This is a genomic window from Streptoalloteichus tenebrarius (genome assembly GCF_024171885.1).
Lineage (GTDB): Bacteria > Actinomycetota > Actinomycetes > Mycobacteriales > Pseudonocardiaceae > Streptoalloteichus > Streptoalloteichus tenebrarius.
Window position 1 is genome coordinate 1 of record NZ_JAMTCP010000006.1, and the last position, 25,660, is coordinate 25,660.

The following is a 25,660-nucleotide window of genomic DNA, read 5'->3' on the forward strand; positions in this document are numbered from 1 at the left end:
CAACGGCGCCTGCTACCGCTCACACGTGTGGCGGGACTGCCTGGCCACGAACGGGATCGTCCACCACCGCACCCGCCCGCGCCGGCCAGGAGACCAACGGCAAGGTCGAACGGTTCAACCGCGCTCTGATCAACGGGTGGGCCTAGGCCCGTCCCTACCGGTCAGCAACCGAACGCCGTGCGGCACTGCCGCGATGGCCGCACACCGACCATCACCACCGCGGTCACCGCGCACTCGGGTCTCTCACCCGCCAGCCGCGTTCCTCACCTCTCGGGACAGCACACCTAGGCGGTGGCGTGGCCCCGGCTCGCCGTCGTGCTCGCGACCACGACCGCCCTGGCCTCGCGCAGGGCCGCGAGCAGTTCCTCCTGCCGCCGCTCGGCCTCGGTCCCGGTGGTGCCCCGGTCGACGCGGTGCCGCAGGAACGCGAGTTCCGTGGCCGTGGACTGGTAGGCGGCGACGGCCCTGGCCGCGACGTCGCCCCCGCGTCGGCGCACCGCCCGTCGCCAGGCGCGACGGCTGGGCAGGCTGCCGAGCAGCGCGACCTCGCTGCTGGGGATCCAGCCCCGCTCGGCGAAACCAGGGAGCTGGGCGGCCAGGATGCGCTGCTCGCGCCGGCGCTGCCACACGACGAGCGCGGCCGTCCCGCCGAAGATCGGCACCATGACGAGGAAGTAGAAGTTGATGAACACCGCGCCGCTGCCGAGGGTCGCCGAGCCGTTCCACAGCGCGTGCAGCACGACGGCCAGGAGGTAGCCCAGCAGCGGCGCGAGCCACCGCGCGCTGCGGCTCCGCGCCGCCGCCGCGACCCCCACCCCGAGGCCAGTCATCACCGTGAACAGCGGGTGCGCGAACGGCGCGAGCACACCGCGCAGCACGAACACCGCGACCACGCCCTGGCTCATGCCGCCGAAGCCGCCCTCGGAGAAGGCGCGGCCGAAGTAGAAGATGTTCTCGGTGAAGGCGAACCCGGCCGCGGTGAGGCCGGCGTAGACGACCCCGTCGACCAGGCCGTCGAACTCCTGACGCCACTTCCACAGCAACGCGACCACGAACACGCCCTTCGTGGCCTCCTCGACGAACGGCGCGGCGACGACGGCCTTGACGGTGTCGCCGCCGTCGGCGCCCAGCACGGCGTCGGCGAGCACCTGGGCGCTGTCGTTGAGCAGCAACGACGTGATGGTCGCGACGCAGGCGCCCCACAGGAACGCCAGGAGCATCAGCTTCGGCGGTTCCGGCTCCCACCGGTCGATCCACAGGAACGTGCCGACCACGGGGCCGACGGGCAGCGCCGCGGCGGCGGCGCCGACGAGCACCGCGGCCAGGCCCACCCGGTCGGTGGCCACCCCGAGCAGCACCAGCCCGCACACCCCGAGGGCGATCATCCCGACGACGGGGAGCAGCACGACTGTCCGGCGGCGGGGACGGCGGACCAACCGGTCGGGCGGGTTCGACGGCGCTGCGGTGATCACGAACAAGCACCCTACGTGGCGGCGGGTGTGCCGCGGCTTCGTCCACCACACCGGGGGAACGCGCTCGGGGACGGCGACGCGCGCCGCCGCGGCCTCCTCGGTTCCGTACGGTCGTGCGGTGGCACGGGACTGGCAGCGGGCATGGCAGGACGCGCTCTACGGGCCGGAGGGGTTCTTCCGCCGAGGGGAGCGCCCCTCGGCGCACTTCCGCACCGCGCCGCTGGTCGGGCCGGAGTTCGCCGAGGCCGTGCTGGCCCTGCTCGACCGGGTCGACGCCGGTCTGGGCCGGCCGGAGCGGCTGGACTTCGTGGACGTGGGCGCGGGGGGTGGGGAGCTGGCGGCCGCCGTGGCGGACCTCGCGCCGGTCGCGCTGCGCCGGCGGTTGCGGGTGGTCGCGGTGGAGGTCCGGCCGCCGGACGAGGGCCCGGCGGCCGTGGACTGGCGTCGGGAACCACCTGAAGAGGTGACAGGTCTGGTGCTCGGGCACGAGTGGCTGGACGCGGTGCCCTGCCCCGTCGTCACCCTCCACTGTGGACAGATATGTCACGTGACCGTGGACTCCGAGGGGCGGGAGGGCGTCGGTGATCCGGTGTCCGACGCCCACCGGGCGTGGCTGGACCGCTGGTGGCCACTGTGGACGGAGGGGCAACGCGCCGAGGCCGGGGTCGAGCGCGACGCGGCGTGGGCCGACGCGGTGCGGCGGGTCCGGGCGGGCGCCGCCCTCGCCGTCGACTACGGCCACCGGCGCGCCGACCGCGTGGGCGGCCGGCACCGGTCGGGGACCCTCGCGGCCTTCCGGGGCGGCCGGTCGGTCCGGCCCGTCCCCGACGGGAGCCGCGACATCACGGCGCACGTGGCGTTGGACGCCTGCCTCGACGCCGGGACGCGGGCCGGCGCGTCGAGCGGGGTGCTGGTCGGCCAACGGGAGGCGCTCGCCGCCCTGGGCCTGACCGGCACGGCCCCGCCGCCCGCGCTGGCCGCCACCGATCCCGCCGGGTGGCTCGCCGCGACCGCCAGGGCCGGCCGCGTCGCCGAGCTGCGCGACCCCACCGGGCTGGGGCGGTTCGGCTGGTTGCTCCAGACGACGGCGGGGGCGCGCGCCGAGGAGTTGCTGCCCGGCCTGCCGCCCTGGCGCCCGTAGCGGGGTCGGGCGGCGACCGGGGCCGGAGCGACCCGGTCGGCCCTCGTGCGAGCATGACCACCGTGACCAGGCAGGAGACAGTCGGCGTCGGCGCGGGAGCCGCCCACCTCGGGGTGGATCGGGTGATCGACCTCGGCCCGTTGCACCCCTCGGCGCACGGGGCCTACCGGCTGCGGCTCACCCTGGAGGGCCCGGACGAGCGCCCGGTGGTGGCCCGCGCCGAACCCCTGGTCGGCCACCTGCACCGGGGCGCGGAGAAGCTGTTCGAGGTCAGGGACTACCGCCAGGTCCTCACCCTGGCCAACCGCCACGACTGGCTGGCCGCGTTCTGCAACGAGGTGGCCGTCGCCACCGCCGTGGAGCGGATGACCGGGATGGACGTCCCGCCCCGCGCGGTGTGGCTGCGCACCCTGCTCTGCGAGCTGAACCGGCTGATGGCGCACCTGGTGTTCCTGGCGCCGCTCACGCGCGCGCTCGTGGGCGAGCCCACCGCCGGCACGGTCGCCGCCCAGCGCGGCCGCGAGGCGGTGCAGGGCGTGCTGGAGGCGGCCTCCGGCGGCCGCATCCACTTCATGGCCAGCCGGATCGGCGGCCTGCGGGAGGACGTGCCGGCCGGCTGGGCGGACGCCACCCGCCATGCTCTGTCCACTGTGGAGGAAGCACTGCCCGCGATTGTTGCGTCCACTGTGGACGATGACGCGTTCGTGGAGCGCCACGCGGGAGTGGGCGTGCTGCGCGGGGAGGACGCGCTCGACCTCGGCGTGACCGGGCCGGCCGCGCGCGCGAGCGGCGTCGACCTCGACCTGCGCCGGGACGACCCCGGCCTCGCCTACGGGGAGCTGTCGGTGCGCCCCGTGCTCGACACGGCCGGCGACGCCCTGGCCAGGGTCCGCTGCCTGCTCGGGGAGGTCGGGCAGTCCGTCCGGCTGGCGCGGGAATGCCTGGACCGGCTGCCCTCCGGGCCGGTCAACGTGCGACTGCCCAAGGCGGTCAAGGCGCCGGAGGGCTCGGTCTACACGTGGGTGGAGGCCCCGCTGGGGATCTCCGGCGTGCACCTGTCCTCGCGCGGCGAGAAGACCCCGTGGCGGCTGAAGCTGCGCACCCCGTCGTTCAACAACGTGCAGGCGCTGGCCCGCCTGCTGCCCGGGACGCCGGTGGCCGACCTGCCGGCCGTGCTCGGGTCGTTCGCCCTCGTCGTCGGCGACATCGACAAGTAGCGGCCGGCAGGACTCCCCCGAGACAGGAGGACGCCCCCACGGTGGCCGACAACGGGCCGCCGTGGGGGCGTCCCACCGTGATGACGGTTCTCGGACGGTCCAGTCGTCCTCGCGACCGGCTCAGTCGTCCCCGCGACCGGCTCAGTCGTCCCCGCGACGTCGCCGGCGTCGCGGTGTCTCGGCCGCCCCGCCGTGCGCGGCGAGCAGCTCGGTCACCGACCGGCCGGAGGCGTGCGCCCCGGCGGGCTCGGACTCCTCGGCCCGCGCGCCGTGCGCGCTCGCCGCCGGCTCGGCGCGGTCGGACTCCTCCGGCGACCACCCGCCGACCACGCCCCACGTCGGCCCGGCGGCGTCGGACTCGTCGTCGCGGTGCCGACGCCCGCCACCAACCCCCGGCGCGGCGACCATCCGCGTCCGCTCGTCGGCGACCGACGACACCGGCTCGGCGGGACCCGCGACGCGCGGCGCCTCGGCCCTGGCAGCGGGGGGCACGCCCACCAGGTCGGGCCCCACCAGCTCGGTGCGCGGCTCGGCCGGCGCCGGCTCGCGGAGCCGCCGCGCGGCGGGGGCCTCCTGGTCCAGCGGCGGCCCGACCACCTCGGGCGCCTGCGGCTCCCCAGGGCGGCGGGGCGGCTCCACCGTCGGCCGCACCGGGTCGCGGCGCTGCTCCGGCCGGCTCGGCGTGGGCATCGGCTCGTGCCGGATGACCTCGGTGCGCGCCGCCTCGGCCTTGAGCATCTGCGTCCTCGGCTCCGGCGGCGCCTTGACCGCCGGCTTGGGCTTGGGCGCCTGCGGCTTCACGGTCTGCGCCCTGGCCGGCTGCGGCTTGACCGGCTGCGCCTTCGGCGGGTGCGGCTTGACCTGCTGGCCCTTCGGCGGCTGCGCCGGCTCCCTGCGCACGGTCGGGCCGGGCCGCACCGGCTCCCGGCGCACCGGCTGCCGCTGGCGGTCCAGCCGCTCCGGCTCGGGTCGCTTGGGCCCCGGCTGCTTGCCGACCGGCTGTTTGGGCACGGGCTGCTTGAGGTCGGGGCGCTTGGGCTCGACCCGCTTGACCTCCGGTCGCACCGGGCGCTGCTCCTTGCGGCCGGGCGAGTCCGCCCTGATCGGGCCGAGGAGCTGGGTGACCTCCTCGGGGTCCACGGTGTCGACCGCGTTGCCCGCCGGCAGCCCGCGCCGGTCCCCGCCGCCCTCGACGATCCGGTCCTCGCCCACGGCGAGCAACCGCGCCTGGTCCGACAACGACCGCATGCGCGTGGACTCCGCCCGCAACGCGACCCGCTCGACCAGGACCTCGCCGCCCAGCAGCGCCTCCAGGTTCTCCCGCAGCGTGCGCAGCTCGGAGCGCAACGCCGTCAGGTCCTCCCTGGCCTCCTCCTCGAGTCGGCGCCGGGTCTCGGCCTCGACCTCCAGCTCGTACTCCCGCCGGGCGGCCACCTCGCGCTCCAGTTCGAGCTCGTAGACCGTGCGCAGTTCGGCCGCGTCGTCGTCGCGCTCCATCACCTCGCGGCGGTACCTGGCCGCGACGAACGCGCCGACCAGCGCCGCCCACAGCGCCGCGACCATGCCCAGCCGCAGCCACCGGGCGTCGTTGCTGAGGACGAGGACCGCCGTGGCGCCCGCGGCGAGGACCAGCATCACCAGCCAGACCCAGGGGGAACCACGGCCGCTCGTGCGCTCACGGGTCGCACCGCCGGAGCCGCTCATGCTCATTACGGTACCCGGGGGTTATCAGTCCGAGACCTACTCGCGTCCGTTCGGCGCATCACGGTCCTCCGGCCCTTCGGGCGTCTTGCAGCAGTACTCCAACCACAACGCCGCACCCAGCAACAGCAACGCGCAGACCACACCGATGATCGCCGTCGTGCTGTCCCGCGCGGCGGACGCCAGGTCTCCCCGGCGCGGCAGAACATAGCCCAGCACGCCGGCCCACACACCCACCATGAGGGCGCCCAGGAGCGACGAGGCCTTGGCCAGCGCCACCGACCGGGCGGCGGTCAACGGCTGCACGGGACGGGTACCCGGCCGGCGGTGGATCCGCGCCCGGAGCGCGAAACCCAGCACGACCTCCACGACTGCCAGCAGGAACAGCGTGACGCCCGCGAACGTGGGGAGCGCGGGCAGCGAGCCGTAGGCCAGCCGCACCACCAGGTGCGTCACCACGCCGGCGACCAGGGCCACCCAGACAAGATCACGCGCTCTGGTGAACCTCACGGCAGCTCCCTCCCCGTCGTCCGTCGTGCCCGTCGTCCCCGGAGGCCCGGTCCCTCCCGGTCCACGCTCAGTGTCCGACCCCCAGCGCGAGGTCGTCCCTGCGACGCACGCCCGCCCGCTCGTCCTCGGGCAGCGCGGCCAGCAGCGCGGCCACCGGGCCGTGGCCCGGCAGCTCCGCCGTCGGCTCCACGTCCAGCCACGGCCGCAGCACGAACGCCCGTTCGTGTGCTCTCGGGTGCGGCAGCACCAGCTCGGGCTCGTCGGAGACGACACCCTCGACGTGCACGACGTCCACGTCCAGTGTGCGGGGACCCCACCGCACGTCGCGGGTGCGGCCGGCCGCGCGCTCGCAGGCCCACGCCCGCTCCAGCCAGCCCCGCGCGGTCACCTCGGGGTCGTCCACGACGACGACCGCGTTCAGGTAGTCGTCCTGGGGCACCGGGCCCCACGGGGCCGTCTCGTAGACCGGGGAGACGGCCCGCACCGCGGGCCCCAGCGTCTCCAGCGCCAACCGCAGGTGGCCCACGCGGTCACCCAGGTTGGAGCCGACGGACAGCACCGCCCGGGTCACGCCGGCACCACCCTGCCTCGACCGCCCTTGCGCGAGCGGCGGATGGTGACCGCCACGTCGGCGAAGTCCAGCGGGATCGGCGCGGAGGGCTTGTGGATGGTGACCTCGACGGCGTGCGCCCGCTCGTCCGCCATCACCTCGTCGGCGATCCGGCCGGCGACGGTCTCGATCAGGTCGCACGGCTCGCCGCCGACGATGGCCGCGGCGCGTTCGGCCAGCTCGCCGTAGTGCAGCGTGTGCGCCAGGTCGTCGGTGGCGGCGGCCCGGTCGAGGTCGATCCAGACCACGATGTCGACCAGGAAGTCCTGGCCGTCCCGCCGCTCGTGCTCGAACACCCCGTGGTGTCCCCGCACGCGCAGCCCGGTCAGCGTGATCCGGTCGGTCATGCCATCGCCTCCCTGCCGAGGGTCCCCGGGCGCCACCCGCCGGGTCGAGCCGTCACCTCGCTGTTCGAGTGACACTCGTTCGCGCAAGACCGGCGGCGGGGAACCATGATCAACTATTGCGGTCCGTCGGGGCCCGCCCTGGCCGGGCGGCCCACCACGACCCGCTCACGACGCGACCAGCCGGCCGCCCCACGCGTGCGCCACGGCGACCGCGTCCAGCGAGGCGTCCACGTCGTGCACCCGCACGCCCCACGCGCCCGCCGCCGCCGACAACGCCGAGACCACCGCGGTCGCGAGCTCCCGCCCGTCCGGCGGCCGCGGCCGCCCGTCGGCGTCGGCGAGCAACGCCCCGAGGAACCGCTTGCGCGACGCGCCGACCAACACCGGCAGCCCCAGCGCGAGCAGCGCGTCCAACCTGTTCAGCAACGCCCAGTTGTGCGCGGCGTTCTTGGCGAAGCCGAGCCCGGGGTCCAGCACCAGCGCCGCCGGGTCCACCCCGGCGGCCAGCGCGGCGTCCACCCGCGCCCGCAGCTCGTCCCGCACCTCGACGACCACGTCGGTGTACCGGGCCAGGTCGTTCATCCGCCGGCTGTGCCCGCGCCAGTGCATGAGGACCCACGGCACGCCCGCCTCGGCGACCAGGGGCGCCATCCGCTCGTCGGCCAGGCCACCCGACACGTCGTTGACGACCGTCGCGCCGGCCTCCAGCGCCGCCTCGGCCACCTCGGCCCGCATGGTGTCCACGCTGACCGGCACGCCCTCGGCGACCAGCTCGCGGATCACCGGCACCACCCTGGCCGCCTCCACCGCGGGCGCCACCCGGTCCGCGCCCGGCCGCGTGGACTCCCCGCCCACGTCGACCAGGTCGGCGCCCCGCCGGAACATCGCGACGCCGTGCCGCACGGCGTCGTCCCGGTCGAGGTAGCGCCCGCCGTCGGAGAACGAGTCGGGGGTCACGTTGAGCACGCCCACGACGGCGCACCGGCCCGGCTGGGGCAACAGGGGGTGCACGCTCACCGCCGCTGGTTGATCAACGCCAGGGCCTCGGCCCTGGAGGAGGCCGACGAGCGCAGCAGGCCGCGGACGGCCGACGTCGTCGTCTTCGAACCGGCCTTGCGGATGCCCCGCATGCCCATGCACAGGTGCTCGGCCTCGACCACGACGATGACGCCCCTCGGGTCGAGCTTGCGCACCAGGGCGTCGGCGATCTGCGAGGTGAGCCGCTCCTGCACCTGCGGCCGCTTCGCGTAGAGGTCCACCAGGCGGGCGAGCTTGGACAGCCCGGTCACCCTGCCGCGCTCGTTCGGGATGTAGCCGACGTGGGCGACCCCGTGGAACGGCAGCAGGTGGTGCTCGCAGGTGCTGTACATCGGGATGTCGGTGACCAGGACGAGCTCCTCGTGGCTCTCGTCGAAGGTCCGGTTCAACACCGCGTCCGGGTCGGTGTGCAGGCCCGCGAACAGCTCGCGGTAGGCCCTGGCGACCCGCGCCGGGGTGTCCCGCAGGCCCTCCCGGTCCGGGTTCTCGCCGCAGGCGAGCAGCAGCTCGCGCACCGCGGCCTCGGCGCGGGCCTGGTCGAACGCCCGCCGGCGGGGCAGTGCCCCGCCGGCGGCGTTGGTGACGTCGTCGACCGTGCTGGTCACAGGGTCCTCCGCAGGTAGAGACCGCAGGTCAGCGGCCGTCCCACGAATCGTTGTCGATCCGACGGGTCTGGTCGCCCTCCGGCCGAGCCTGCGGCCGGCTCTGGTCGGGCTGGCCCTGACCGGGAGCCTGGCCCTGGGCCTGGCCCGGCTGCTGGGCGCCCGGCTGCCACTCGCCGGAGCCCCACGAGGCCGGCGGCCAGTCCCTGCCGGTGGGCGTGGTGGCCGGCGTCCACCCGGGGGGCGCGCCGTAGTACGGCGGGCCCTGCGGGTTGGGCTGCTGGACGCCCTGCGGGGCGACCGGCGGCGTCGGCATCTGGGCGGTCGGCGGGTACGGCGTGGGAGCGCCCTGGCCGCCCTGCGGCGGGGCGACCGGAGCCGGCGCGCCGTGTGGCTGCTGCTGGGGCGGCGGCGGGAACGCGCCGACCCCGTTCTGGCCGGGGGACGTCGGCTGCGGCGACGGCAGCTCGTTCCCGCCGGGGGCGGTGCCGACCGGGGTCGGCTCCTTCTCCTCCACCGGCGGCCACGGCTCGCCGCGCTCCCTGGCCAGCTCCGCCGGGGTCTTGATCGGCGGCTGGTCGGACGGCGTGCGCCCGCCGAAGTCGTTGAACAGCGTGATCCTCGGGCGCTTGCTGACGTCGGCGAAGATCCGCTCCAGGTCCTTGCGCTGGAGGGTCTCCTTCTCGATCAGCTCCAGGGTCAGCGCGTCGAGCTGCGCCCGGTAGGTGTTGAGGATCTCCCACGCCTCGGTGTGCGCGGCCTCGATGAGCTTGCGCACCTCCTCGTCGATCTCGTGCGCGACCTCGAGGGAGTAGTTCGGCGCGTGGGCCATCGCCCGGCCGAGGAAGGGCTCGCCCTCCTGCTCGCCGTACTTCACCGCGCCCAGCCTGGCGCTCATGCCGTACTCCATCACCATCGCGCGGGCGATCTTGGTCGCCTGCTCGATGTCGGAGGACGCGCCGGTGGTCGGCTCGTGGAAGACCAGCTCCTCGGCGGCCCGGCCGCCGAGCGCGAACACCAGCCGGCCGATCATCTCGGAGCGGGTCATGACCTGCTTGTCGTCCTCGGGGACGACCAGGGCGTGGCCGCCGGTGCGGCCGCGCGGCAGGATCGTGACCTTGTACACCGGCTCCAGGTCCGGCATGGCCCACGCGGCCAGGGTGTGGCCGGCCTCGTGGTAGGCGGTGATCTTCTTCTCGTGCTCGGAGATCACCCGGCTCTTGCGCGCGGGGCCGCCGATCACCCGGTCGACCGCCTCCTCCAGCGCGGGGCCGGTGATGATCGTGCCGTGCTGGCGCGCGGTGAGCAGCGCGGCCTCGTTGATCACGTTGGCCAGGTCGGCGCCCGACATGCCCACGGTGCGCTTGGCCAGCCCGTCGAGGTCCACGTCCTGGGCCAACGGCTTGCCCTTGGCGTGCACGCGCAGGATGGCCTGGCGGCCGCGCAGGTCGGGCGAGGACACCGGGATCTGCCGGTCGAAGCGGCCGGGGCGCAGCAGCGCCGGGTCCAGGATGTCCGGCCGGTTCGTGGCGGCGATGAGGATGATGCCGCCGCGCGAGTCGAAGCCGTCCATCTCGACGAGGAGCTGGTTCAGCGTCTGCTCGCGCTCGTCGTGGCCGCCGCCGAGGCCGGCGCCGCGGTGCCGGCCGACGGCGTCGATCTCGTCGACGAAGATGATGCAGGGCGCGTTCTGCTTGGCCTGCTCGAACAGGTCCCGGACCCGGGAGGCGCCGACGCCGACGAACATCTCGACGAAGTCGGAGCCGGAGATCGAGTAGAACGGCACCCCGGCCTCGCCGGCCACGGCGCGGGCCAGCAGCGTCTTGCCGGTGCCCGGAGGGCCGTAGAGCAGGACGCCCTTGGGGATCTTGGCGCCGAGCGCCTGGTACCGGCCGGGGTTCTGGAGGAAGTCCTTGATCTCCTGGAGCTCCTCCACGGCCTCGTCGGCCCCGGCGACGTCGGCGAAGGTGGTCTTCGGCATGTCCTTGGAGAGCTGCTTGGCCCGGGACTTGCCGAAGTTCAGGACGCGGTTCCCGCCGCCCTGGACGTTGTTCATCATCCACATCAGCAGCAGCAACAGCAGGCCGAGCGGGATGATGTAGATCAGGATCTGGAACAGCAGGGACTCCTGCGTCACCTTGGTGTTCCAGCCCTTGTCCATGTTCTTGGCGTTGGTCAGGGACTGGACGACCTGGTCGACGGCGCCGGCCGGGTACTGCGTGATCAGCCGGTCGCTGCCGTCGACAGGCGACTTCAGGGTGAGCCTGAGCCGCTGCTCCTTGTCCTCGAGCGTGGCTTCCTGGACGTTGTTGTTCGCAAGCTGCTCGATGGCCTTCGAGGTGCCGACCTGCTTGTACGCGCGTGTGTCGTCGAGCAGGTAACTGAAGGACATGTAGAGCAGCACCACCGCCAGGATCCAGAGCAGTGGGTTGCGGAGCAGGCGCTTGCGGTCCATCCAACTGCGGCCGCGGTGCGGCCTCGACCCTCCCTGACTTGCATGTCGGGCGACGGGGTCCCACCGCCCGCGGGCTGGACGGGACCTCCGATCTGACCAGCGTACCGCCCGGCCCAGCGGGGCTTCTCCCGACGAGTGGCGATGGGCGGGTTCTTCCGGCCGTCCGTCCCCCAGCGCAACGGGCGTGGTGCGGCTGGTGTTCCCGCGGTGAGCGGAGGAACTGGCGACGTCGACGGTGCGTGCCCGTTCCCCGACGTTCGGTCACCGAACGCCGTCGGGGCGCGTGACGCAGCTCACGCCCTTTTCGGACGTCCCTCCACGGATCGGGCGCGGGAGACGGCCGGGGACGGCGGGGCGCCGGTCCGGGCGCCCCGCCGCGCCCTCACGAGTAGACCCTGGGGTCCAGCGTGCCGATGTACGGCAGGTCGCGGTACCGCTCGCCGTAGTCCAGCCCGTAGCCGACCACGAACTCGTTCGGGATGTCGAAGCCCACGTACCGCACCGGCACGTCGACCTTGACCGCGTCCGGCTTGCGCAGGAGCGTGCACACCTCCAGGGAGGCGGGTCGACGCGAGGCGAGGTTCTTCAACAACCACGACAGCGTCAGGCCGGAGTCGATGATGTCCTCGACGATCAGCACGTCCCGACCGGCGATGTCCCGGTCCAGGTCCTTCAGGATGCGCACGACCCCCGAGGACGAGGTCGACGAGCCGTAGGAGCTGACCGCCATGAATTCGAGCTGCGCGGGGACCGGGAGGGCCCTGGCGAAGTCGGTCATGAACATGACGGCGCCCTTGAGCACGCCCACGAGCAGCAGGTCCGACGGCCGGCCCTCGGCCGGGTAGTCGGCCGCCACCTGCTTGGCCAGTTCGTCGATCTTGTCGCGGATCTGCTGCTCGGAGATCAGCACGGAGGCGATGTCGCCCTCGTACACGGCCGGCTTCCCCTCTCCCTCGCCGGAAGGACTGCGTCTACGCCGCCGCCCGCTCCCCCGGAGCACCCGCACCCGGTTCGGCGCCGACACCTCGCGCCCGGGACCGGCCCACGGCCACCGCCTGGCTCAGCCCCGCTGCTGCGGACGGTCGAGGTGCAGCCTGCCATGCGCCCGCCGCACCACCAAGCCGCCCGGCAACGCGACCCCGCCCTGCCCCCGCCACGCGCCCAGGAGGGCGTCCACCCGACGGAGGTGCTGGTCAGTGAGACCCGTCACTCCCCTCCCCAGAAGCCAAGCACGCAGGGCGCGGCGGCGCAGCGCGACGGGGGCGGCGGCGAGGGTCGGCGCGTCCACCCCCGCGCCCTCCGTCTCCGACCCCGTGTCCAAGCCCACGTCCGTCGTGTCGGCCCCGTCCCCGGCCCCGGCCGCGCCCAGCGCGTCGGCCAACAACCCGGCCGCGAGCTGGTCCAACGCCTCCGCGTCCTCCCGAAGCTGGGCCGCGGTCCTGGCCAACGCCTCGGCCACGCCGCCGCGCAGGACCTCCTCCAGCAGCGGCAGCACCTCCCGGCGCAGGCGGACCCGGGTGAACCGGGGGTCGGCGTTGTGCGGGTCGTCCCAGGGGCGCAGCCCGAGCGCCGCGCAGGCGGCGGCGGTCGTGGTCCTCGACACGTCCAGGAACGGGCGGGCCCACGGCGGGTCCAGCGGCCGCATCCCGGCGATGGAGCGGGGGCCGGAGCCCCGGCCGAGCCCCAGCAGCACGGTCTCGGCCTGGTCGTTCCTGGTGTGCCCCAGGAGCACGAGCGCGCCGGGCGGGCGGGCCGCGTCGAGCGCGGCGTAGCGGGCGCGTCGGGCGGCGGCCTCCGGCCCGCCCCGGCCCGTCACCCGCACGGTGAGCACCCGCGCCTCCGCGCAGCCCAGCTCCCGCAGCCGCGAGGCGGCCTCCTCGGCGATCCCCGCCGAGCCGGGTTGCAGGCCGTGGTCGACGACCAGCCCGTGCACGGAGAGGTCGCGGTGCCGGGCGACGTGCGTGGCGGCGGCCGCGAGCGCGAGCGAGTCCGCGCCGCCGGAGCAGGCCACGGCGACCGCGCCCGAGCGCAGGTGCTCGGGCGCGGTGTCGAGGAGTCGACGCACCGCCGTCCTGGTGGCGGCGACGGCGGGGTGGGGTCCCACGGCCTACCCGTGCACCCGCCGCACCCACGCCGAGGGGTCGGCGATCTCCGCCCTGGTCGGCAGGGTGTCCCTGCTGGTCCACACCGCGTTGAAGCCGTCCATCCCGACGGCGTCGACGACGTGCCTGGTGAACTCCGCGCCCTGGGCGTACTGGCGGACCTTGGCGTCCACGCCGAGCAGCGCGCGCAGCACGCGGTCGGCGAGCCCCCCGCCTCTCCGCCGGGCGGTGAACCGGGCGCGGATGGTGGCGACGCTGGGCACGACGGCGGGGCCGACGGCGTCCATGACGTGGTCGGCGTGCCCTTCGAGCAGCGTCGACAGCGCGATGAGCCGGTCGAGTACGGCGCGTTGCTCGGGGGCCTGGAGCAGCTCGACCAGGGCCGCTGTGGGGCCGCCGACGCGCTCGCGGCGCAACAGCTCCCTGACGGCCTCCGGGAGGCGGGACAGCGCGCCCACGGCGGTGTCGTCGAGGCGCTCCAGCAGGTGGCCGACCTCGGCGGCGAAGTGGTCGCGCAGCCAGGGCACGGCGGTGAACTGGAGGCGGTGGGTGGCCTCGTGCAGGCAGACCCACATGCGGAAGTCCTCGGGCGGCACGTCCAGCGCGCGCTGGGCGGCGACCACGTTGGGCGCGACGAGCAGCAGCCGACCGCCCCCGTCGGGGCCCCCGAACGGGTCGTACTGGCCGAGCACGCGGCTGCCGAGGTAGGCCAGCACCACGCCGGCCTGCACGCCGGCGGTGCCGGAGAGCAGCGCGGGCAGCCGGCCGCCCGGCGCGGGCAGCGCGTCGCCGGTCAGGGCGGCCAGCCCGTCGGCGGCGGCCCGCACCCATCCCGGCCGGTCCACCACCTCGGCCGGCAGCAACGGCAGCCCGTCACCCAACCCGGTGAGTTCCCTGACGTGGCCCTCGGCCTCCCCCGCCAGGTCGCGGAGCCGGGCGACCGTGGCCTCGGCCTCGGCCCTCGGCACGACCGGGCCGGGTCGGACCAGTCGGCTGGCGGTCAGCGCGGCGACGTTCCAGTCGACCGAGGCCGGGCCGTCGGTCGTGGGAAGCGCCCGGGCAGTGGACCCCGCGTTCACACCGGCGACGCTACCCGGCGCCGCCCGGAAGCGCGACGAACCGGACGTACTCCCCGACCATCCCGGGATCGCCACTCGGTCGAGGATGCCCCGAACGAGTCCTCGACCACGCCCCGTCAGGTCCGCGGGCGGTGGGGGCCAGGGTGGGGGCCAGACGGACCCGACGCGCCGGCGGCGGGGCGGCGTCAGCCCTGGCAGCCGCAGCCGCGCAGCGCCGAGGTGATCACGTCCAGCGCGGCCCGCCCCTGCTCCATCTGCGAGCCGTTGGACACCAGGGCGAAGACGAGCAGGCGGTTGTCCCTGTCCAGCACCACGCCGGACAGGCTGTTCACCTGCTTGCCCTCGCTGAGGGTCCCGGTCTTGGCCCTGACCCAGCCCCTGCCCTGCGCCGCGGCCTCGCCGGCCCGGTAGCGGCCGCCGCCGAGGGTGCCGCCGGGCGCGCCGGCGACCGGCAGCCCGCGCAGGAGCGGACGCAGTTTCGCGGTGCGGGCGTCGGCCTTGGGCGAGCCGTCGGGGGCGGCCGCGACGGCGAGGATCTCCGAGAGCACCCTGGCGTTCAGGCGGTTGGCGAGGCCGAGGCCGCTGCCGTCGACGGTCGTCGTGCCGGTGAGGTCGAAACCGTTCTCCGTCAGCGTCTCCCGCACGGCGGCGGTCGCGTTGGCGAAGGTCGTCTCCTTGCCCCTGGCCTTGGCGACCTCCTTGGCCAGCGTCTCGGCGAGCACGTTGTCCGAGATCATCAACGCGGTCTCGACGAGCTGCTGCACCGTGGGCGACCGCACCTCGCCGAGGACCTTGGCCCCGGAGGGCGCGCTGCCCGCCACGACCGACGCGCCGGTGGCGCCGAGCGCCTCGGCCAGCTCGGTCGCGGTCTGCCCGGCCGCGTCCTGGTACCGGGGAGCGTCCTTGTTCAGCGGCATCCTCCTGCCGCCGTCGAGCATGACGGGCGTGATCGGGGTGATGGAGCCGCCCGCGACGTCCCTGGGGTCCCAGGTGTCGCCGGCCGGCCACGGCTCGGCGTAGCGGCTGTTGTCGACGAGCACCCGCTTGACCGGGCCGGTGAGGTGGGGCTTCACCTGTGCCGCGAGGTCGGTGAGCCGGGCGGCGCCGGGGTAGAGCGAGTCCTTGCCGCTGGCGATCGTGGGGTCGCCGCCGCCGACCAGCACGATCGTCTCCGGGTCAGGGCCAGCGACGACCCTGGTCGTGAACCGCGCCTGCGGGTCGAGCGCCAGCAGGGCCGCCGCGACGGTGAGGATCTTGTTCGTCGAGGCGGGCACGATCTGCTCGGTCGGCGACTGCTCCCACAGCACCTCGCCGGTGGCCGGGTCGAGGACGACGCCGGCGAGCTTGGCGAGGTCGGGGTTGGCCAACGGCTGCTGGAGGGCCCTGGCCACGCCGGCCTTCGTGGGCGCCGGCGCGTCCGAGCCCACGCCCCGGATGGCCTGCTTCGCCTCGACGGGCGGGGGCGGGGCCGCCGTGCTGGCGTCGGCGCTGAGCAGCCCGAACCGCCGCGCGACCGGCTTGCCCCAGACCGCGGCCCCGACGGCGAGCCCGGCGACCACCACGAGGGCCACCGCGCCCAGCACGAGCCGCCGACGCCGGCGGGGTCGTCCGGCGGGCGCGGGCTCGCCCTGGTCCGGCGGGGCGGGCTGCTCGCCGGCGGATGGCGGCACGGGGGGCTGAGGCCCGGTGTCCCCTGGCCGGGGTCGCGGAGCCGGCGGCACGGGGCCTTGCCGCTCCGGAGCGGGCGACTGAGGCAGCGTCTGACCGCCGGAGGGGGTCTGGCCGCCGGAGGGGGCGGGTTGCGCAGGGAGCACCCGCACCGGCATGGCCCTGGGCGGCTCGGGCGGCGGCCACGAGGGCTCGGGCCTCTTCATCCGGAGCGTGGCCGGGTCGAGCCGGGCGGTGGCGTTGTCGATCCGCACCGGCTGCTGGTACCGCACGGTGTGCTGGTCGGTCGGCCGCTCGGTCAGCTCGGTGTCGGCCTTCGCCTCGTCCGCGCCGGTCGTGCCCGTGGGGGTCTTCTCGGTGTCGGATGTCCCCGGGTCGCTCTTCCCGGTGTCAGGCGTCCCCGGGTCGGTCTTCCCGGTGCCAGAGGTCCCCGCGTCGTCGGTCCCGGTGCCAGAGGTCCCCGGGTCGGACGTCCCGGTGCCAGGCGTCCCCGGGTCGATCTTCCCGGTGCCAGAGGTCCCCGGGTCGTTGGTCCCCGTGTCGGTCTCCCCGGCCTCAGAGGTCCCCTGGTCGGTCTTCCCGGTGCCGACCAGCTCGATGTCGACCAGCTCGGTGTCGACGTCGACCCGTTCGGTCTTGTCCGGGGCGGGGTCGGGGGCCTCGGCGGGACGGTCCCGCGCGGCCGGCTCCGATCCGGCCGCCGGGGTCGGAGGAGCGGGCGGCCACTCCACCCGCTGGGTCGGAGCGGACCCGTCGACCGGGACCCGCACGGTCTCCTGGTCGGCGCCGGTCGGGCCCGCACCCTCCTGCGCGCCACCGCCGGCCGGCGGCCACCCGCCGTTCGGGGCGTCCTGCTCGCGCGGCTGCTCGGGTCCGGGCACGCGGTCCTCCTCGCTCGGCTTCGTCGTCCCCCTCCGGCCCGGCCCGCCGCACCGGGAGTCCGCCGGGGGAGCCTCCCCGTTCCTGTTGACGCCCGGGGGCCGCCGGCGTTCGGGCCAGCCGACGACGACGTGACGTACGGCACGGTCCGGACGGGGGGTTGCCGCGCGGGTGCGGGCGGATCCGGACGCTTAGTCCACACTAGTGACAACGTGGCGGGCGGGTGTCGCCGCGCGTCGAGGACCTGAAGCGAGGAAATCCGGTGGAGTTCGACGTCACGATCGAGATCCCCAAGGGGGAGCGGAACAAGTACGAGATGGACCACGAGACCGGCCGGATCCGTCTCGACCGGACCCTGTTCACGGCGACGCAGTACCCGGCCGACTACGGCTTCGTGGAGGACACCCTCGGCGAGGACGGCGACCCGCTGGACGCGCTCGTGCTGGTCCAGGAGCCGACCTTCCCCGGCTGCCTCATCCGCTGCCGCGCCATCGGCATGTTCCGGATGACGGACGAGAAGGGCGGCGACGACAAGGTGCTGTGCGTCCCCGCCGAGGACCCGCGCACCGAGCACCTGCGCGACATCCACCACCTGCCCGAGTTCCACAAGCTGGAGATCCAGCACTTCTTCGAGGTCTACAAGGACCTGGAGCCGGGTAAGAGCGTGGAGGGCGCCACCTGGGTCGGCCGCAGCGAGGCCGAGGCCGAGATCCGGCGCTCGTTCGAGCGGCTCAAGGAGCACGGCGGCCACTGAGCCCGCCCGTCCCGCCCGGCGTCGCGCCGGGCGGGACGCGTGCGCCGCGAAACGAACGGGTCCGCCCCGTCACCGACCGGTGACGGGGCGGACCCGTTCTTCGGTACGTCTGCCGCCGATCAGTGGCCGATGGTCGGCATGGCGTCGCGCTCCTCGGACACCCGCTCCAGGTTGGACTTGCTGGGCAGCGGGACCTCCTTCAGGAAGAAGTTGAGCACGAAGGCCACCGCCGTCACGATGGCGCCGGCCAGGAACACCGTGTCCATCGAGCTGGAGAAGCCCTCCAGGAACGGCCTGGCCAGTCGCGGGTCGAGGTTGGCCAGGAACGACGTGTCGTCCAGGGACGGGCCGCCGCCGGTCTGCTGCCCCTTCAGCATCTGGAGCACCGGCTGGTTGGCCGGGTTGCCCAGCACGGCCGGGTCGGCCAGCGCGGCCTTGAACGACGCGCTCTGGGCGGCCTCGCGGAAGGCGTCCGCGATGCGGTCGCCGACCACGCCGAACAGGATCGACATGAACACCGCGGCGCCGACGGTGCCGCCGGTCTGCCGGAAGAACGTGGCGGACGCGGTGGCCACGCCCATGTCCTTCGGCGCGACGTCGTTCTGCACCGCCATGACCAGGGTCTGCATGCACAGGCCGAGGCCGGCGCCCATCAGGACCATGGTCAGGCACGGCTCCCACAGCGGCGTGTCGACGCCGATCCGGGAGAACAGCAGCAGCGAGACCGTCATGGCGCCGGCGCCGATGATCGGGAACACCTTGTAGCGCCCGGTGCGGGAGATCATGGTGCCGCTGATGCCGGTGGCCAGCATGATGCCCAGCGTCAGCGGCACCATGAGCAGGCCGGACTCGGTCGGGCTGGTGCCCTTGACGATCTGGAGGTACAGCGGCAGCGACAGCAGGCCGCCGAACATGCCCATGCCGACGATGAAGTTGAGGATGTTGCCGAGGCTGAACACCGGGCTGCGGAACAGCCGCAGCGGCAGCACCGCCTCGTCGCCCATCCGCCGCTCGGCCAGCACGAACAGCGCCAGGCCCACCACGCCGACCACGTACATCGCGATCGAGTTGCCGGAGGTCCAGCCCCACTCGCGGCCCTGCTCGGCCACGATCAGCAGCGGCACCAGGCCCACGGTGAGGGCCAGCGCGCCCAGGTAGTCCACGCGGTGGTTCACCCGGTTGTGCGGCAGCTTCAGCACCTTGGTCACCACGATCAGCGCGACCACGCCGATCGGCAGGTTGATCAGGAACACCCAGCGCCAGCCGGCGAAGCCGAGGAAGGTGTCCAGGCCGGCGAAGAAGCCGCCGACGACCGGGCCGAGCACCGAGGCCGACCCGAAGACGGCCATGAAGTAGCCCTGGTACCGCCCCCGCTCGCGCGGCGGGATGATGTCACCCATGATCGCGATGGCCAGCGAGAAGAGGCCACCGGCGCCCAGGCCCTGCACCGCGCGGAACGCGGCCAGCTCGTACATGGAGTTCGCCACGCCGCACAGCGCGGAGCCGACGAGGAAGATCGAGATCGACGCGAGGTAGAACGGCCGGCGACCGTAGATGTCGGACAGCTTGCCGTACAGCGGCGTCGAGATCGTGGACGTGATCAGGTAGGCGGTGGTGGCCCACGCCTGGGCGCTCTGCCCGTGGAGCTGGTCGGCGATGGTGCGCATGGCCGCGCTGACGATGGTCTGGTCGAGCGCGGCGAGCAGCATGCCGAGCATCAGCCCGGACAGGATCGTCACGATCTGCCGGTGCGACAACGCACCGGAGCCCCCCGCGGGCGCCGGTACGGCGCGCGCGTCGGTGTCCGACATCAGTTCTCCCCTCCCGAGCGGGCGTCCGCCACCAGCTCGGCGATCAAAGTCGGTAGGTAGTTCTCGTAGGAGGTGGCGAATCGGCCGAGCAGCTCGGCGAACCGCCGCCGGTCGGGCTCCGGCCAGTCCGAGACGATCAGCGCGATGTGCCGGTTGCGCAGCCGTCGGTTGCGCTCCAGCAGGCGCAGGCCCGCCTCCGTGGCGACCAGCACGCTGGCCCGGCCGTCGGCCGGGTCGGCGCGCCGCTCGACCAGCCCGGCCCTGACGAGCTGGCCGACCTGGCGGCTGATCGTCGACGGGTCGGCGTGCACCTTCTCCGCGAGCGCGCCGGAGCGGAGCGGCCCGTGCTCCACGACGGCGCACAGCAGGATGAACGCCGCCTTCTCCAGACCCTCGGGATGCGCCTTCGTCACCTGGGCGTGGGCGTTGCCCATCACCCGCATGAGCCGGATGAGCTGCCGCCCGATGTCATCCCCCAGCAGGAGTTCCGCCTCGGTCAGCTCGCTCGTCCCCGGGGTGTCCGCCCGCCCGGCGTCCACCGTCCCGGGGCCCGACGGGTCCCCCGTCTCCGTCGGTACCGCGTGGCCCACGACACACCTCGTTGCTTGCATCATCCAAGTACTTGGTCGATACAAGCATGCTGTTGGTTACTTGAGTTCCGCAAGTTCTTTCTTTGTGAGCTATGTCCCCGATCGAACTAACGGAGCGCAGCAGTGATCACGCGACGTGACCATTGTTGCGCCGGTCGGGGGTAGGTCCAACTGGTTTTCCCCCGCTCAGGGAGGCCCTCGATCGGGTGGAGGCAGTGCACGGGAAGCTCCAACCCCGAAGCCCCCGATCTTCTTCCCGCACCGTCAGGCACCCGCGCGGTCAGGCGCCGCGCGACCACGCGGCGCCTGACCGGACCGGGGTCGGGTGCGGGGCGCTCAGGCCCAGCCGGGCATCGGGTAACCCGCGAGCAGCTCCGCGACCTCGTCGGCGATCCGGTCGAGAACCGCGTCGTCGCCCCGGTCGGCGGCCTGGATGGCCTCGTCGATCCAGCCGGCCAGCGTCGGCATCTGCTCGACGCCCAGCCCTCGGGTGGTGATGGCCGGGGTGCCCAGCCGGATGCCCGAGGGGTCGAACGGCTTGCGCGTGTCGAAGGGCACCGTGTTGTAGTTCAGCTCGATGCCCGCGCGGTCCAGCGCCTTCGCCGCCGGTTTGCCGCCAATGCCCCTGTTGGTCAGGTCGACCAGGATCAGGTGGTTGTCCGTGCCGCCGGACACCAGGTCGTAGCCCCGCTCAACGAGCGCCTCCGCGAGCGCCCTGGCGTTGGCCACCACGTTGTGCGCGTAGGTCCGGAAGTCCTCGGACGCGGCCTCCCGCAGCGCCACGGCGATGGCGGCCGTGGTGTGGTTGTGCGGCCCGCCCTGGAGACCGGGGAACACCGCCTTGTCCAGGGCCGAGGCGTGCTCGGCGTCCGACATCAGCATCGCGCCCCGGGGGCCGCGCAGCGTCTTGTGGGTCGTGGTCGAGATGACCTGCGCGTGGCCCACCGGCGACGGGTGCGCGCCGCCGGCGATCAGCCCGGCGATGTGCGCGATGTCGGCCACGAGCACCGCGCCGACCTCGCGCGCGATCTCCGCGAACGCGGGGAAGTCGATCGTGCGCGGGATCGCCGTGCCGCCACAGAAGATGATCCTGGGCCGCTCGGCCAGCGCGAGGTCCCGCACCTCGTCCATGTCGACGCGCCCGGTGTCCCTGCGCACGCCGTACCGCACCGCGCGGAACCACTTGCCGGTGGCCGACACGCTCCAGCCGTGGGTCAGGTGGCCGCCCATCGGCAGCGCCATGCCCATCACCGTGTCGCCCGGCTGACAGAAGGCCAGGTAGACGGCCAGGTTGGCCGGCGAGCCGGAGTACGGCTGCACGTTGGCGTGGTCGACGCCGAACAGGTCCTTGGCGCGCTGGACGGCCAGCCGCTCGACCGGGTCGATGACCTGCTGGCCCTCGTAGTACCGGCGGCCTGGGTAGCCCTCGGAGTACTTGTTGGTCAGCACGGTGCCGGTCGCCTCCAGCACCGCCGCGGAGACGTAGTTCTCCGACGGGATCAGGCGGATCTTCCGGTGCTGGCGCTCGGCCTCGGCCTCGACGAGGCGGCCGATCTCGGGGTCGGCGCTGGCGAGGTGCGGGATGGGCGGCTGGTGCATGACTGCCTCCTGGGGGCGCGTGGTGACCCGGCGGAGCACCCAGGCGCACGGTGCCGTTCCGCTCGTTCGCTCCCCGGTGGTTGCTTCCACCCGATCACGCCAGTCGCGACGTCCCGATCCTAGGCGAGGCAGGGGTGCGCGGGGACGACCCGGAGCCGCGACGTGCCCACCGCCACCGACTCCGGCATGTCCGCGCCGACCTGCCAGTGGAACACCCGGGTCGCCCGGATCGTCACCGTGATGAAACTGGCGAAGGCGAGGGGCCGCCGACCGCTCAACGGGCGCGGCGCTCGGCGATCCGGTCGACGAACCGCTGGAGCTGGCGGGAGAACCGCTCCACCTCCGCGTCGGACCAGTCCGAGACCAACTCGGCGAAGATCCGGCGGCGGGACTCCCGCAGGCGTTCGGCGACGCGCCGGCCGTGCGGGGTGAGTTCGACCAGGGCCACGCGGGCGTCGGTCGGGTCGTCCGTGCGGCGCACCACGCCGAGGCGTTCGAGCTGGCTGAGGTGGCGGCTGCCGGTCGTCGGGCCGATCCCCGCCGCCGAGGAGATGTCGGCGACCCTGGCGGGGCCGAGCGTCGCGACGGCGCTGATCACCGGGTAGAGGGCGTCCTCCACCGCCAGTCCCGCCGCGCGCAGCATCTCCCCGTACAGGTGGACCCGGTTGGCCCGTTGCACCATGGCCCCCGCCGCGCGGTCGAGCGCGCTTAGCGCCCGTTCCCGCGTCTCGCCGTCGTCTTCGACCATGCCCCGATGATACGTGCACCTTGCACGCATCATTGTCCGGGGACTAACGTGCATGCTGCACGCATTCTTCACGGGGAGGCGCGATGAGCCAGACCATCCAGGGAATGAGCCCGCGCGAGTTCGTCGCGGCGTTGCTGCGGGACGTGGTACTCGGCGGCGTCGAGGACGTCGAGCAGGCCGTGAGCACCTACTTCGCCCCGGGTTACGAGCAGTACGTCGACGGGAACACGCTCGACCACACCGAGTTCGCGCGCCACGTCCACGCCGTCCGCGAGATCCTCGACCGCGGCGAGGTCGAGGTCCGCGAGGCGCTCTTCGACGGGACCACCCTCGCCGACATCCACACGGTTCGCGCCCGGAAGACCGACGGCAGCCACGTCGAGCTGGAGGTCCACATGTTCGCCGAGATCGACCACGACGGCCGGGTCCGGCGGGTGAGGGAGCTGACCCGGCTCGTGACCGGCGACCAGGCCGACCACTCCCTCGGCCACGTGCGGTAGCCCGGGCGCGCGGGCTCCCCTTCCGGGCACCTTTCCGACCTCCCGTCCGGGACGGAATCCCCCCGCTTCCTTCCCCCCGAAACTACTGACCAGTAACATCCGCGCGGTGGACATCGACAACAAGCAGCTCGGCGAGCTGATGACCCAGGCGGTGCCGTGGGTGCGCACCGCGGGGATCGAGTTCCTGGCCACCGAGCCGGGCAAGGTCGTGGTGGGCCTGCCGGACCACGAGGACACCCGCAACCACGTGGGCGGCCCGCACGCGGCGATGATGTTCGGCGCCGGCGAGACCGCCTCCGGCGCCGTGGTGATGGCGTCGTTCGCCGAGCAGCTCGACCGGGCGACGCCGCTGGTCGCCAGGGCGGAGATCCACTACCGCAAGCTCGCCCTCGGCCCGTTGCGCGCGGAGGCGGTGCTCGGCCGCACGGTCGAGGAGATCGTCGCCGAACTCGACGCCGGGGAGCGGCCGGAGTTCCCCGTCCACGTCACGATCACCAACGGCGAGGGCGTCACCACCGGCGAGCTGACGGTCGTCTGGACCCTCAAGCCCCGCCGCTGACCCCTCGACGGCCCCCTGTCCCGCGGGCGTGGGCCGCACAACGACGCCGGGAACGGCCGTTCGTGCGGTCCACGAACGCGGCGGCACACCCGGGGGCGGCGCACCGTTTCACCCGCTGCCACCCGGTGGCGGAGACCAGCAGGGCCAACGCCCCCGCCGCCACCGCGACCCTGCTCCCCGCGTCCCCGTCGCCGACGACGACCACGCGCCACCGCGCGCCTTCCTGACAGAGCCGGGGCGCGGCGCCGACGCGCGCCAGCACCGCGTTGAGCCGCCGGGCGGCGAGAAGCTCGTCAGGAAGGGCGGCGACCACGTCCGCCAGGCCGCCGCCCCCGGAGGCCATCAGCGACTCGGCGTCGGCCAGGCCGGGATCGAGTTCCCGGAACGGCGGCGCCGTCCACCGCCGCGCTCCCCCGCCCATCAGTCGTCGGCGATCGTCACGCCCATGGACCGGGCGGTGCCGGCGACGATCCGCATGGCCGTGTCCACGTCGTCGGTGTTGAGGTCCGGCAGCTTGCGCGACGCGACCGCCCTGAGCTGCTCCCTCGTCAGCACACCCGCGCTCTCGTGCCCCGGGCGCGAGGACCCCTTCCCGCCCAACGCCTTGCGGATGAGGAACGACGTGGGCGGCGTCTTGTACCGCAGGACGACCGACCGGTCCTCGTGCACGGTGATGACCACCGGCACGACGTCGCCGCGTTGCGCGGCGGTCGCCTCGTCGTACTCCCGCTTGACCCCGATGACGTTGACCCCGGTGGGGCCGAGGGTCTTGCCCAGCTCGGCCATGGAGGCGTTGCCCGCCTCCAGGTTCACCGTGGTCTGGAAGACCTTCCGCTTCGGTGGCATGTCCGTCCCTCCTGCCTCGATCGGCTTCTGGGGCGGACGCTAGGGACTCCCGTCACGTGAGGTTCAAGTCGGAATTCGCTCCTCCTCGCCGGGTTCGCCACCCCCGAGGAAACAGCGCTGTCCACAGTGGACAAGCGAGGCTCCGGCGCCGTCGTCGCCCGACACGGGGCTAGTGTCGGTGTCGGAGTGGACGTCGGTGTCAGGTTTCTTGTGACGCCCGGTGTCGGTACCGGGGTCCTCGTGACGCCCGGTGTCGGTATCGCGTTGTTGTGCCCCCGGTGTCGGTATCGCGTTGTTGTACCTCCGGCGTCGGTGTCGGGGTCGCTGTGGCGGCCGGTAGGGGTAACGGGATTGTTGTGGCCGGCGGTGTCGGCTTCGGTATTCCGTATCGCGCCGGTCAGGCGGTCACGGGAGTGAGCGGCGCCCTGCCCGAGAGGACGGCGGCGACGTTGTCGACGGCGAGCACGCCCATCGCGTCCCTCGTGGCGAGGCCGGCGCTGCCGATGTGCGGCACCAGCACCACGTTGTCCAGCTCCAGCAAACCGGGGTGCACCTCGGGCTCGTCCTCGAACACGTCCAGCCCGGCCCCGGCGATCACGCCGTCCCGCAGTGCCTCGACGAGCGCCGCCTCGTCCACGACCGGGCCGCGCGCGGTGTTCACCAGGATCGCCGTGCGCCTCATCCTGGCCAGCGCAGCCCCGTCGATCAGGTGGTGGGTGTCCGGCGTGAGCGGGCAGTGCAGGCTCACCACGTCGGAGCGCTCCAACAGTTCGTCCATTGTGGAGGGTCGAACGCCGAGCGCGGCCGCCTCGGGCCCGTGCGCGCGGCGACCCGTGGCGAGCACCCGCATCCGGAACGCCCGCGCCCGCCGGGCGACCGCCGTGCCGATCCTGCCGAGCCCCACGATCCCGAGCGTGGCCCCCGCCGAGACGTCCAGGCCGGTGAACATCGTGGGCGCCCAGCTCCACGGGGCGCCCGTCCGCAGGAAACGGTCGGCCTCGACGATCCGGCGGGCGACCGCCAACACGAGCCCGAACGCGAGATCCGCGGTGGCCTCGTCGAGCACACCGGGGGTGTTGGTCACCACGACCCCGCGACGCGCCGCCTCGGCCACGTCGACGTTGTCGAAGCCCACCGCGACGTTGGCCACCACGCGGAGCTGGTCGCCGGCCGCGTCGAGCAGTTCCGCGTCGATCCGCTCGGTCAGCAGGGCGACGACCGCGACCGCGCCGGGCACGCCGGCGAGCAGCTCGGCGCGGGTGGGTGGGCGGTCCGGGTCGGGGTGGACCACGACGGGCACGTCCAGCTCGGCCAGCCGGCGCATGGCCGCGTCGGTGAGCGCGCGGCTGACGTAGACGTGACCGGCCGGGGGCACATGTGTCTCCTGCACGGGTCGGAGCGTGCCCGATCCGCGCGCGGGCGTCGACGTCGT

24 protein-coding genes, 1 pseudogene and 1 riboswitch are annotated in these 25,660 nt (G+C 74.0%); of the genes and pseudogenes, 6 read left to right on the forward strand and 19 right to left on the reverse strand.

Features of this window, described 5'->3' with window-relative positions; all coding sequences use genetic code 11:
• Nucleotides 1–288, forward strand: a pseudogene (locus tag LX15_RS08000) (integrase core domain-containing protein); the annotation flags it as partial.
• Here LX15_RS08000 and LX15_RS08005 read toward each other — a convergent pair.
• Nucleotides 285–1,469: a PrsW family intramembrane metalloprotease gene (locus LX15_RS08005; protein WP_253669051.1), complete on the reverse strand. Its 1,185-nt coding sequence runs from the start codon at nt 1,467–1,469 to the stop codon at nt 285–287. The pseudogene LX15_RS08000 and the gene LX15_RS08005 overlap by 4 nt on opposite strands.
• 121 nt (nt 1,470–1,590) lie before the next feature.
• Here LX15_RS08005 and LX15_RS08010 point away from each other — a divergent pair, with 121 nt between their 5' ends.
• Entirely contained in the window at nt 1,591–2,613 is a 1,023-nt protein-coding gene (locus LX15_RS08010; protein WP_253668866.1) for an SAM-dependent methyltransferase, read from the forward strand.
• A 62-nt stretch (nt 2,614–2,675) separates the two neighbouring features.
• Complete coding sequence (locus tag LX15_RS08015; protein WP_253668867.1) at nt 2,676–3,830, forward strand: NADH-quinone oxidoreductase subunit D; 1,155 nt, start codon at nt 2,676–2,678, stop codon at nt 3,828–3,830.
• Nucleotides 3,831–3,971: 141 nt separating this feature from the next.
• On the opposite strand, the gene LX15_RS08020 is transcribed toward LX15_RS08015, so the two are convergent.
• The 11 genes from LX15_RS08020 to dacB form a co-directional block, all read right to left on the reverse strand.
• Nucleotides 3,972–5,534, reverse strand: coding sequence for a DUF6779 domain-containing protein (locus LX15_RS08020; RefSeq protein WP_253668868.1), 1,563 nt, complete (start codon nt 5,532–5,534; stop codon nt 3,972–3,974).
• A gap of 36 nt (nt 5,535–5,570) precedes the next feature.
• On the reverse strand, nt 5,571–6,041 hold the full coding sequence (locus LX15_RS08025) for a DUF3180 domain-containing protein (protein WP_253668869.1): 471 nt from the start codon (nt 6,039–6,041) through the stop codon (nt 5,571–5,573).
• 67 nt (nt 6,042–6,108) lie between these two features.
• On the reverse strand, nt 6,109–6,612 hold the full coding sequence (folK, locus tag LX15_RS08030) for a 2-amino-4-hydroxy-6-hydroxymethyldihydropteridine diphosphokinase (protein ID WP_253668870.1): 504 nt from the start codon (nt 6,610–6,612) through the stop codon (nt 6,109–6,111).
• Nucleotides 6,609–6,998 carry a dihydroneopterin aldolase gene (folB, locus tag LX15_RS08035; RefSeq protein WP_253668871.1) on the reverse strand — a complete coding sequence of 130 codons (390 nt, stop codon included), beginning with the start codon at nt 6,996–6,998 and terminating at the stop codon, nt 6,609–6,611. Before folB ends, folK begins: the two co-directional genes overlap by 4 nt.
• 165 nt (nt 6,999–7,163) lie before the next feature.
• The gene (folP, locus tag LX15_RS08040; RefSeq protein WP_253669052.1) at nt 7,164–8,009 is read right to left on the reverse strand and encodes a dihydropteroate synthase; all 846 of its coding nucleotides are present in this window, start codon (nt 8,007–8,009) and stop codon (nt 7,164–7,166) included.
• A 2-nt stretch (nt 8,010–8,011) separates the two neighbouring features.
• Nucleotides 8,012–8,641 (reverse strand): GTP cyclohydrolase I FolE, encoded by a 630-nt coding sequence (folE, locus tag LX15_RS08045; RefSeq protein WP_372502482.1) that lies wholly within the window; start codon nt 8,639–8,641, stop codon nt 8,012–8,014.
• Nucleotides 8,642–8,669: 28 nt separating this feature from the next.
• A complete protein-coding gene (ftsH, locus tag LX15_RS08050; RefSeq protein ID WP_253668872.1) occupies nt 8,670–11,093 on the reverse strand; it encodes an ATP-dependent zinc metalloprotease FtsH in 2,424 nt (807 codons plus the stop codon).
• A gap of 382 nt (nt 11,094–11,475) precedes the next feature.
• A complete protein-coding gene (gene hpt, locus LX15_RS08055) occupies nt 11,476–12,027 on the reverse strand; it encodes a hypoxanthine phosphoribosyltransferase (RefSeq protein ID WP_253668873.1) in 552 nt (183 codons plus the stop codon).
• A gap of 126 nt (nt 12,028–12,153) precedes the next feature.
• Complete coding sequence (gene tilS, locus LX15_RS08060) at nt 12,154–13,197, reverse strand: tRNA lysidine(34) synthetase TilS (protein WP_253668874.1); 1,044 nt, start codon at nt 13,195–13,197, stop codon at nt 12,154–12,156.
• A 3-nt stretch (nt 13,198–13,200) separates the two neighbouring features.
• Nucleotides 13,201–14,274, reverse strand: a complete 1,074-nt coding sequence (locus LX15_RS08065; RefSeq protein WP_253668875.1) for an Rv3626c family coenzyme F420 biosynthesis-associated protein — start codon at nt 14,272–14,274, stop codon at nt 13,201–13,203.
• 185 nt (nt 14,275–14,459) lie between these two features.
• Nucleotides 14,460–16,823 (reverse strand): D-alanyl-D-alanine carboxypeptidase/D-alanyl-D-alanine endopeptidase, encoded by a 2,364-nt coding sequence (gene dacB / locus LX15_RS08070; RefSeq protein WP_253668876.1) that lies wholly within the window; start codon nt 16,821–16,823, stop codon nt 14,460–14,462.
• 260 nt (nt 16,824–17,083) lie between these two features.
• Here dacB and LX15_RS08075 point away from each other — a divergent pair, with 260 nt between their 5' ends.
• A complete protein-coding gene (locus LX15_RS08075) occupies nt 17,084–17,575 on the forward strand; it encodes an inorganic diphosphatase (RefSeq protein ID WP_253668877.1) in 492 nt (163 codons plus the stop codon).
• Nucleotides 17,576–17,694: 119 nt separating this feature from the next.
• Here the strand turns inward: LX15_RS08075 and LX15_RS08080 are convergent, their stop codons facing one another.
• The 4 genes from LX15_RS08080 to LX15_RS08095 all read right to left on the reverse strand — a co-directional run bounded on the left by LX15_RS08080 (nt 17,695) and on the right by LX15_RS08095 (nt 22,323).
• Entirely contained in the window at nt 17,695–19,386 is a 1,692-nt protein-coding gene (locus LX15_RS08080; protein WP_253668878.1) for an MDR family MFS transporter, read from the reverse strand.
• Nucleotides 19,386–19,976, reverse strand: a complete 591-nt coding sequence (locus tag LX15_RS08085) for a MarR family winged helix-turn-helix transcriptional regulator (RefSeq protein ID WP_253668879.1) — start codon at nt 19,974–19,976, stop codon at nt 19,386–19,388. Before LX15_RS08085 ends, LX15_RS08080 begins: the two co-directional genes overlap by 1 nt.
• Nucleotides 19,977–20,312: 336 nt before the next feature.
• Nucleotides 20,313–21,575, reverse strand: a complete 1,263-nt coding sequence (gene glyA, locus LX15_RS08090; RefSeq protein WP_253668880.1) for a serine hydroxymethyltransferase — start codon at nt 21,573–21,575, stop codon at nt 20,313–20,315.
• A 30-nt stretch (nt 21,576–21,605) separates the two neighbouring features.
• A riboswitch (ZMP/ZTP riboswitch) is annotated at nt 21,606–21,692 on the reverse strand.
• A gap of 157 nt (nt 21,693–21,849) precedes the next feature.
• The gene (locus LX15_RS08095) at nt 21,850–22,323 is read right to left on the reverse strand and encodes a MarR family winged helix-turn-helix transcriptional regulator (protein WP_253668881.1); all 474 of its coding nucleotides are present in this window, start codon (nt 22,321–22,323) and stop codon (nt 21,850–21,852) included.
• An 83-nt stretch (nt 22,324–22,406) separates the two neighbouring features.
• Between LX15_RS08095 and LX15_RS08100 the strand changes: the two genes are divergently transcribed.
• Together LX15_RS08100 and LX15_RS08105 are read left to right on the forward strand one after the other, a co-directional pair.
• Nucleotides 22,407–22,823, forward strand: coding sequence for a hypothetical protein (locus LX15_RS08100; protein WP_253668882.1), 417 nt, complete (start codon nt 22,407–22,409; stop codon nt 22,821–22,823).
• A 106-nt stretch (nt 22,824–22,929) separates the two neighbouring features.
• The gene (locus tag LX15_RS08105; protein WP_253668883.1) at nt 22,930–23,382 is read left to right on the forward strand and encodes a DUF4442 domain-containing protein; all 453 of its coding nucleotides are present in this window, start codon (nt 22,930–22,932) and stop codon (nt 23,380–23,382) included.
• Here the strand turns inward: LX15_RS08105 and LX15_RS08110 are convergent.
• The 3 genes from LX15_RS08110 to LX15_RS08120 all read right to left on the reverse strand — a co-directional run bounded on the left by LX15_RS08110 (nt 23,366) and on the right by LX15_RS08120 (nt 25,618).
• Complete coding sequence (locus LX15_RS08110) at nt 23,366–23,803, reverse strand: CGNR zinc finger domain-containing protein (protein WP_253668884.1); 438 nt, start codon at nt 23,801–23,803, stop codon at nt 23,366–23,368. The two genes, LX15_RS08105 and LX15_RS08110, sit on opposite strands and share 17 nt — an antisense overlap.
• Nucleotides 23,803–24,228 (reverse strand): uL11 family ribosomal protein, encoded by a 426-nt coding sequence (locus tag LX15_RS08115; protein ID WP_253668885.1) that lies wholly within the window; start codon nt 24,226–24,228, stop codon nt 23,803–23,805. Before LX15_RS08115 ends, LX15_RS08110 begins: the two co-directional genes overlap by 1 nt.
• 397 nt (nt 24,229–24,625) lie before the next feature.
• Nucleotides 24,626–25,618 (reverse strand): 2-hydroxyacid dehydrogenase, encoded by a 993-nt coding sequence (locus LX15_RS08120; protein ID WP_308213426.1) that lies wholly within the window; start codon nt 25,616–25,618, stop codon nt 24,626–24,628.
• Nucleotides 25,619–25,660: the final 42 nt, after the last annotated feature.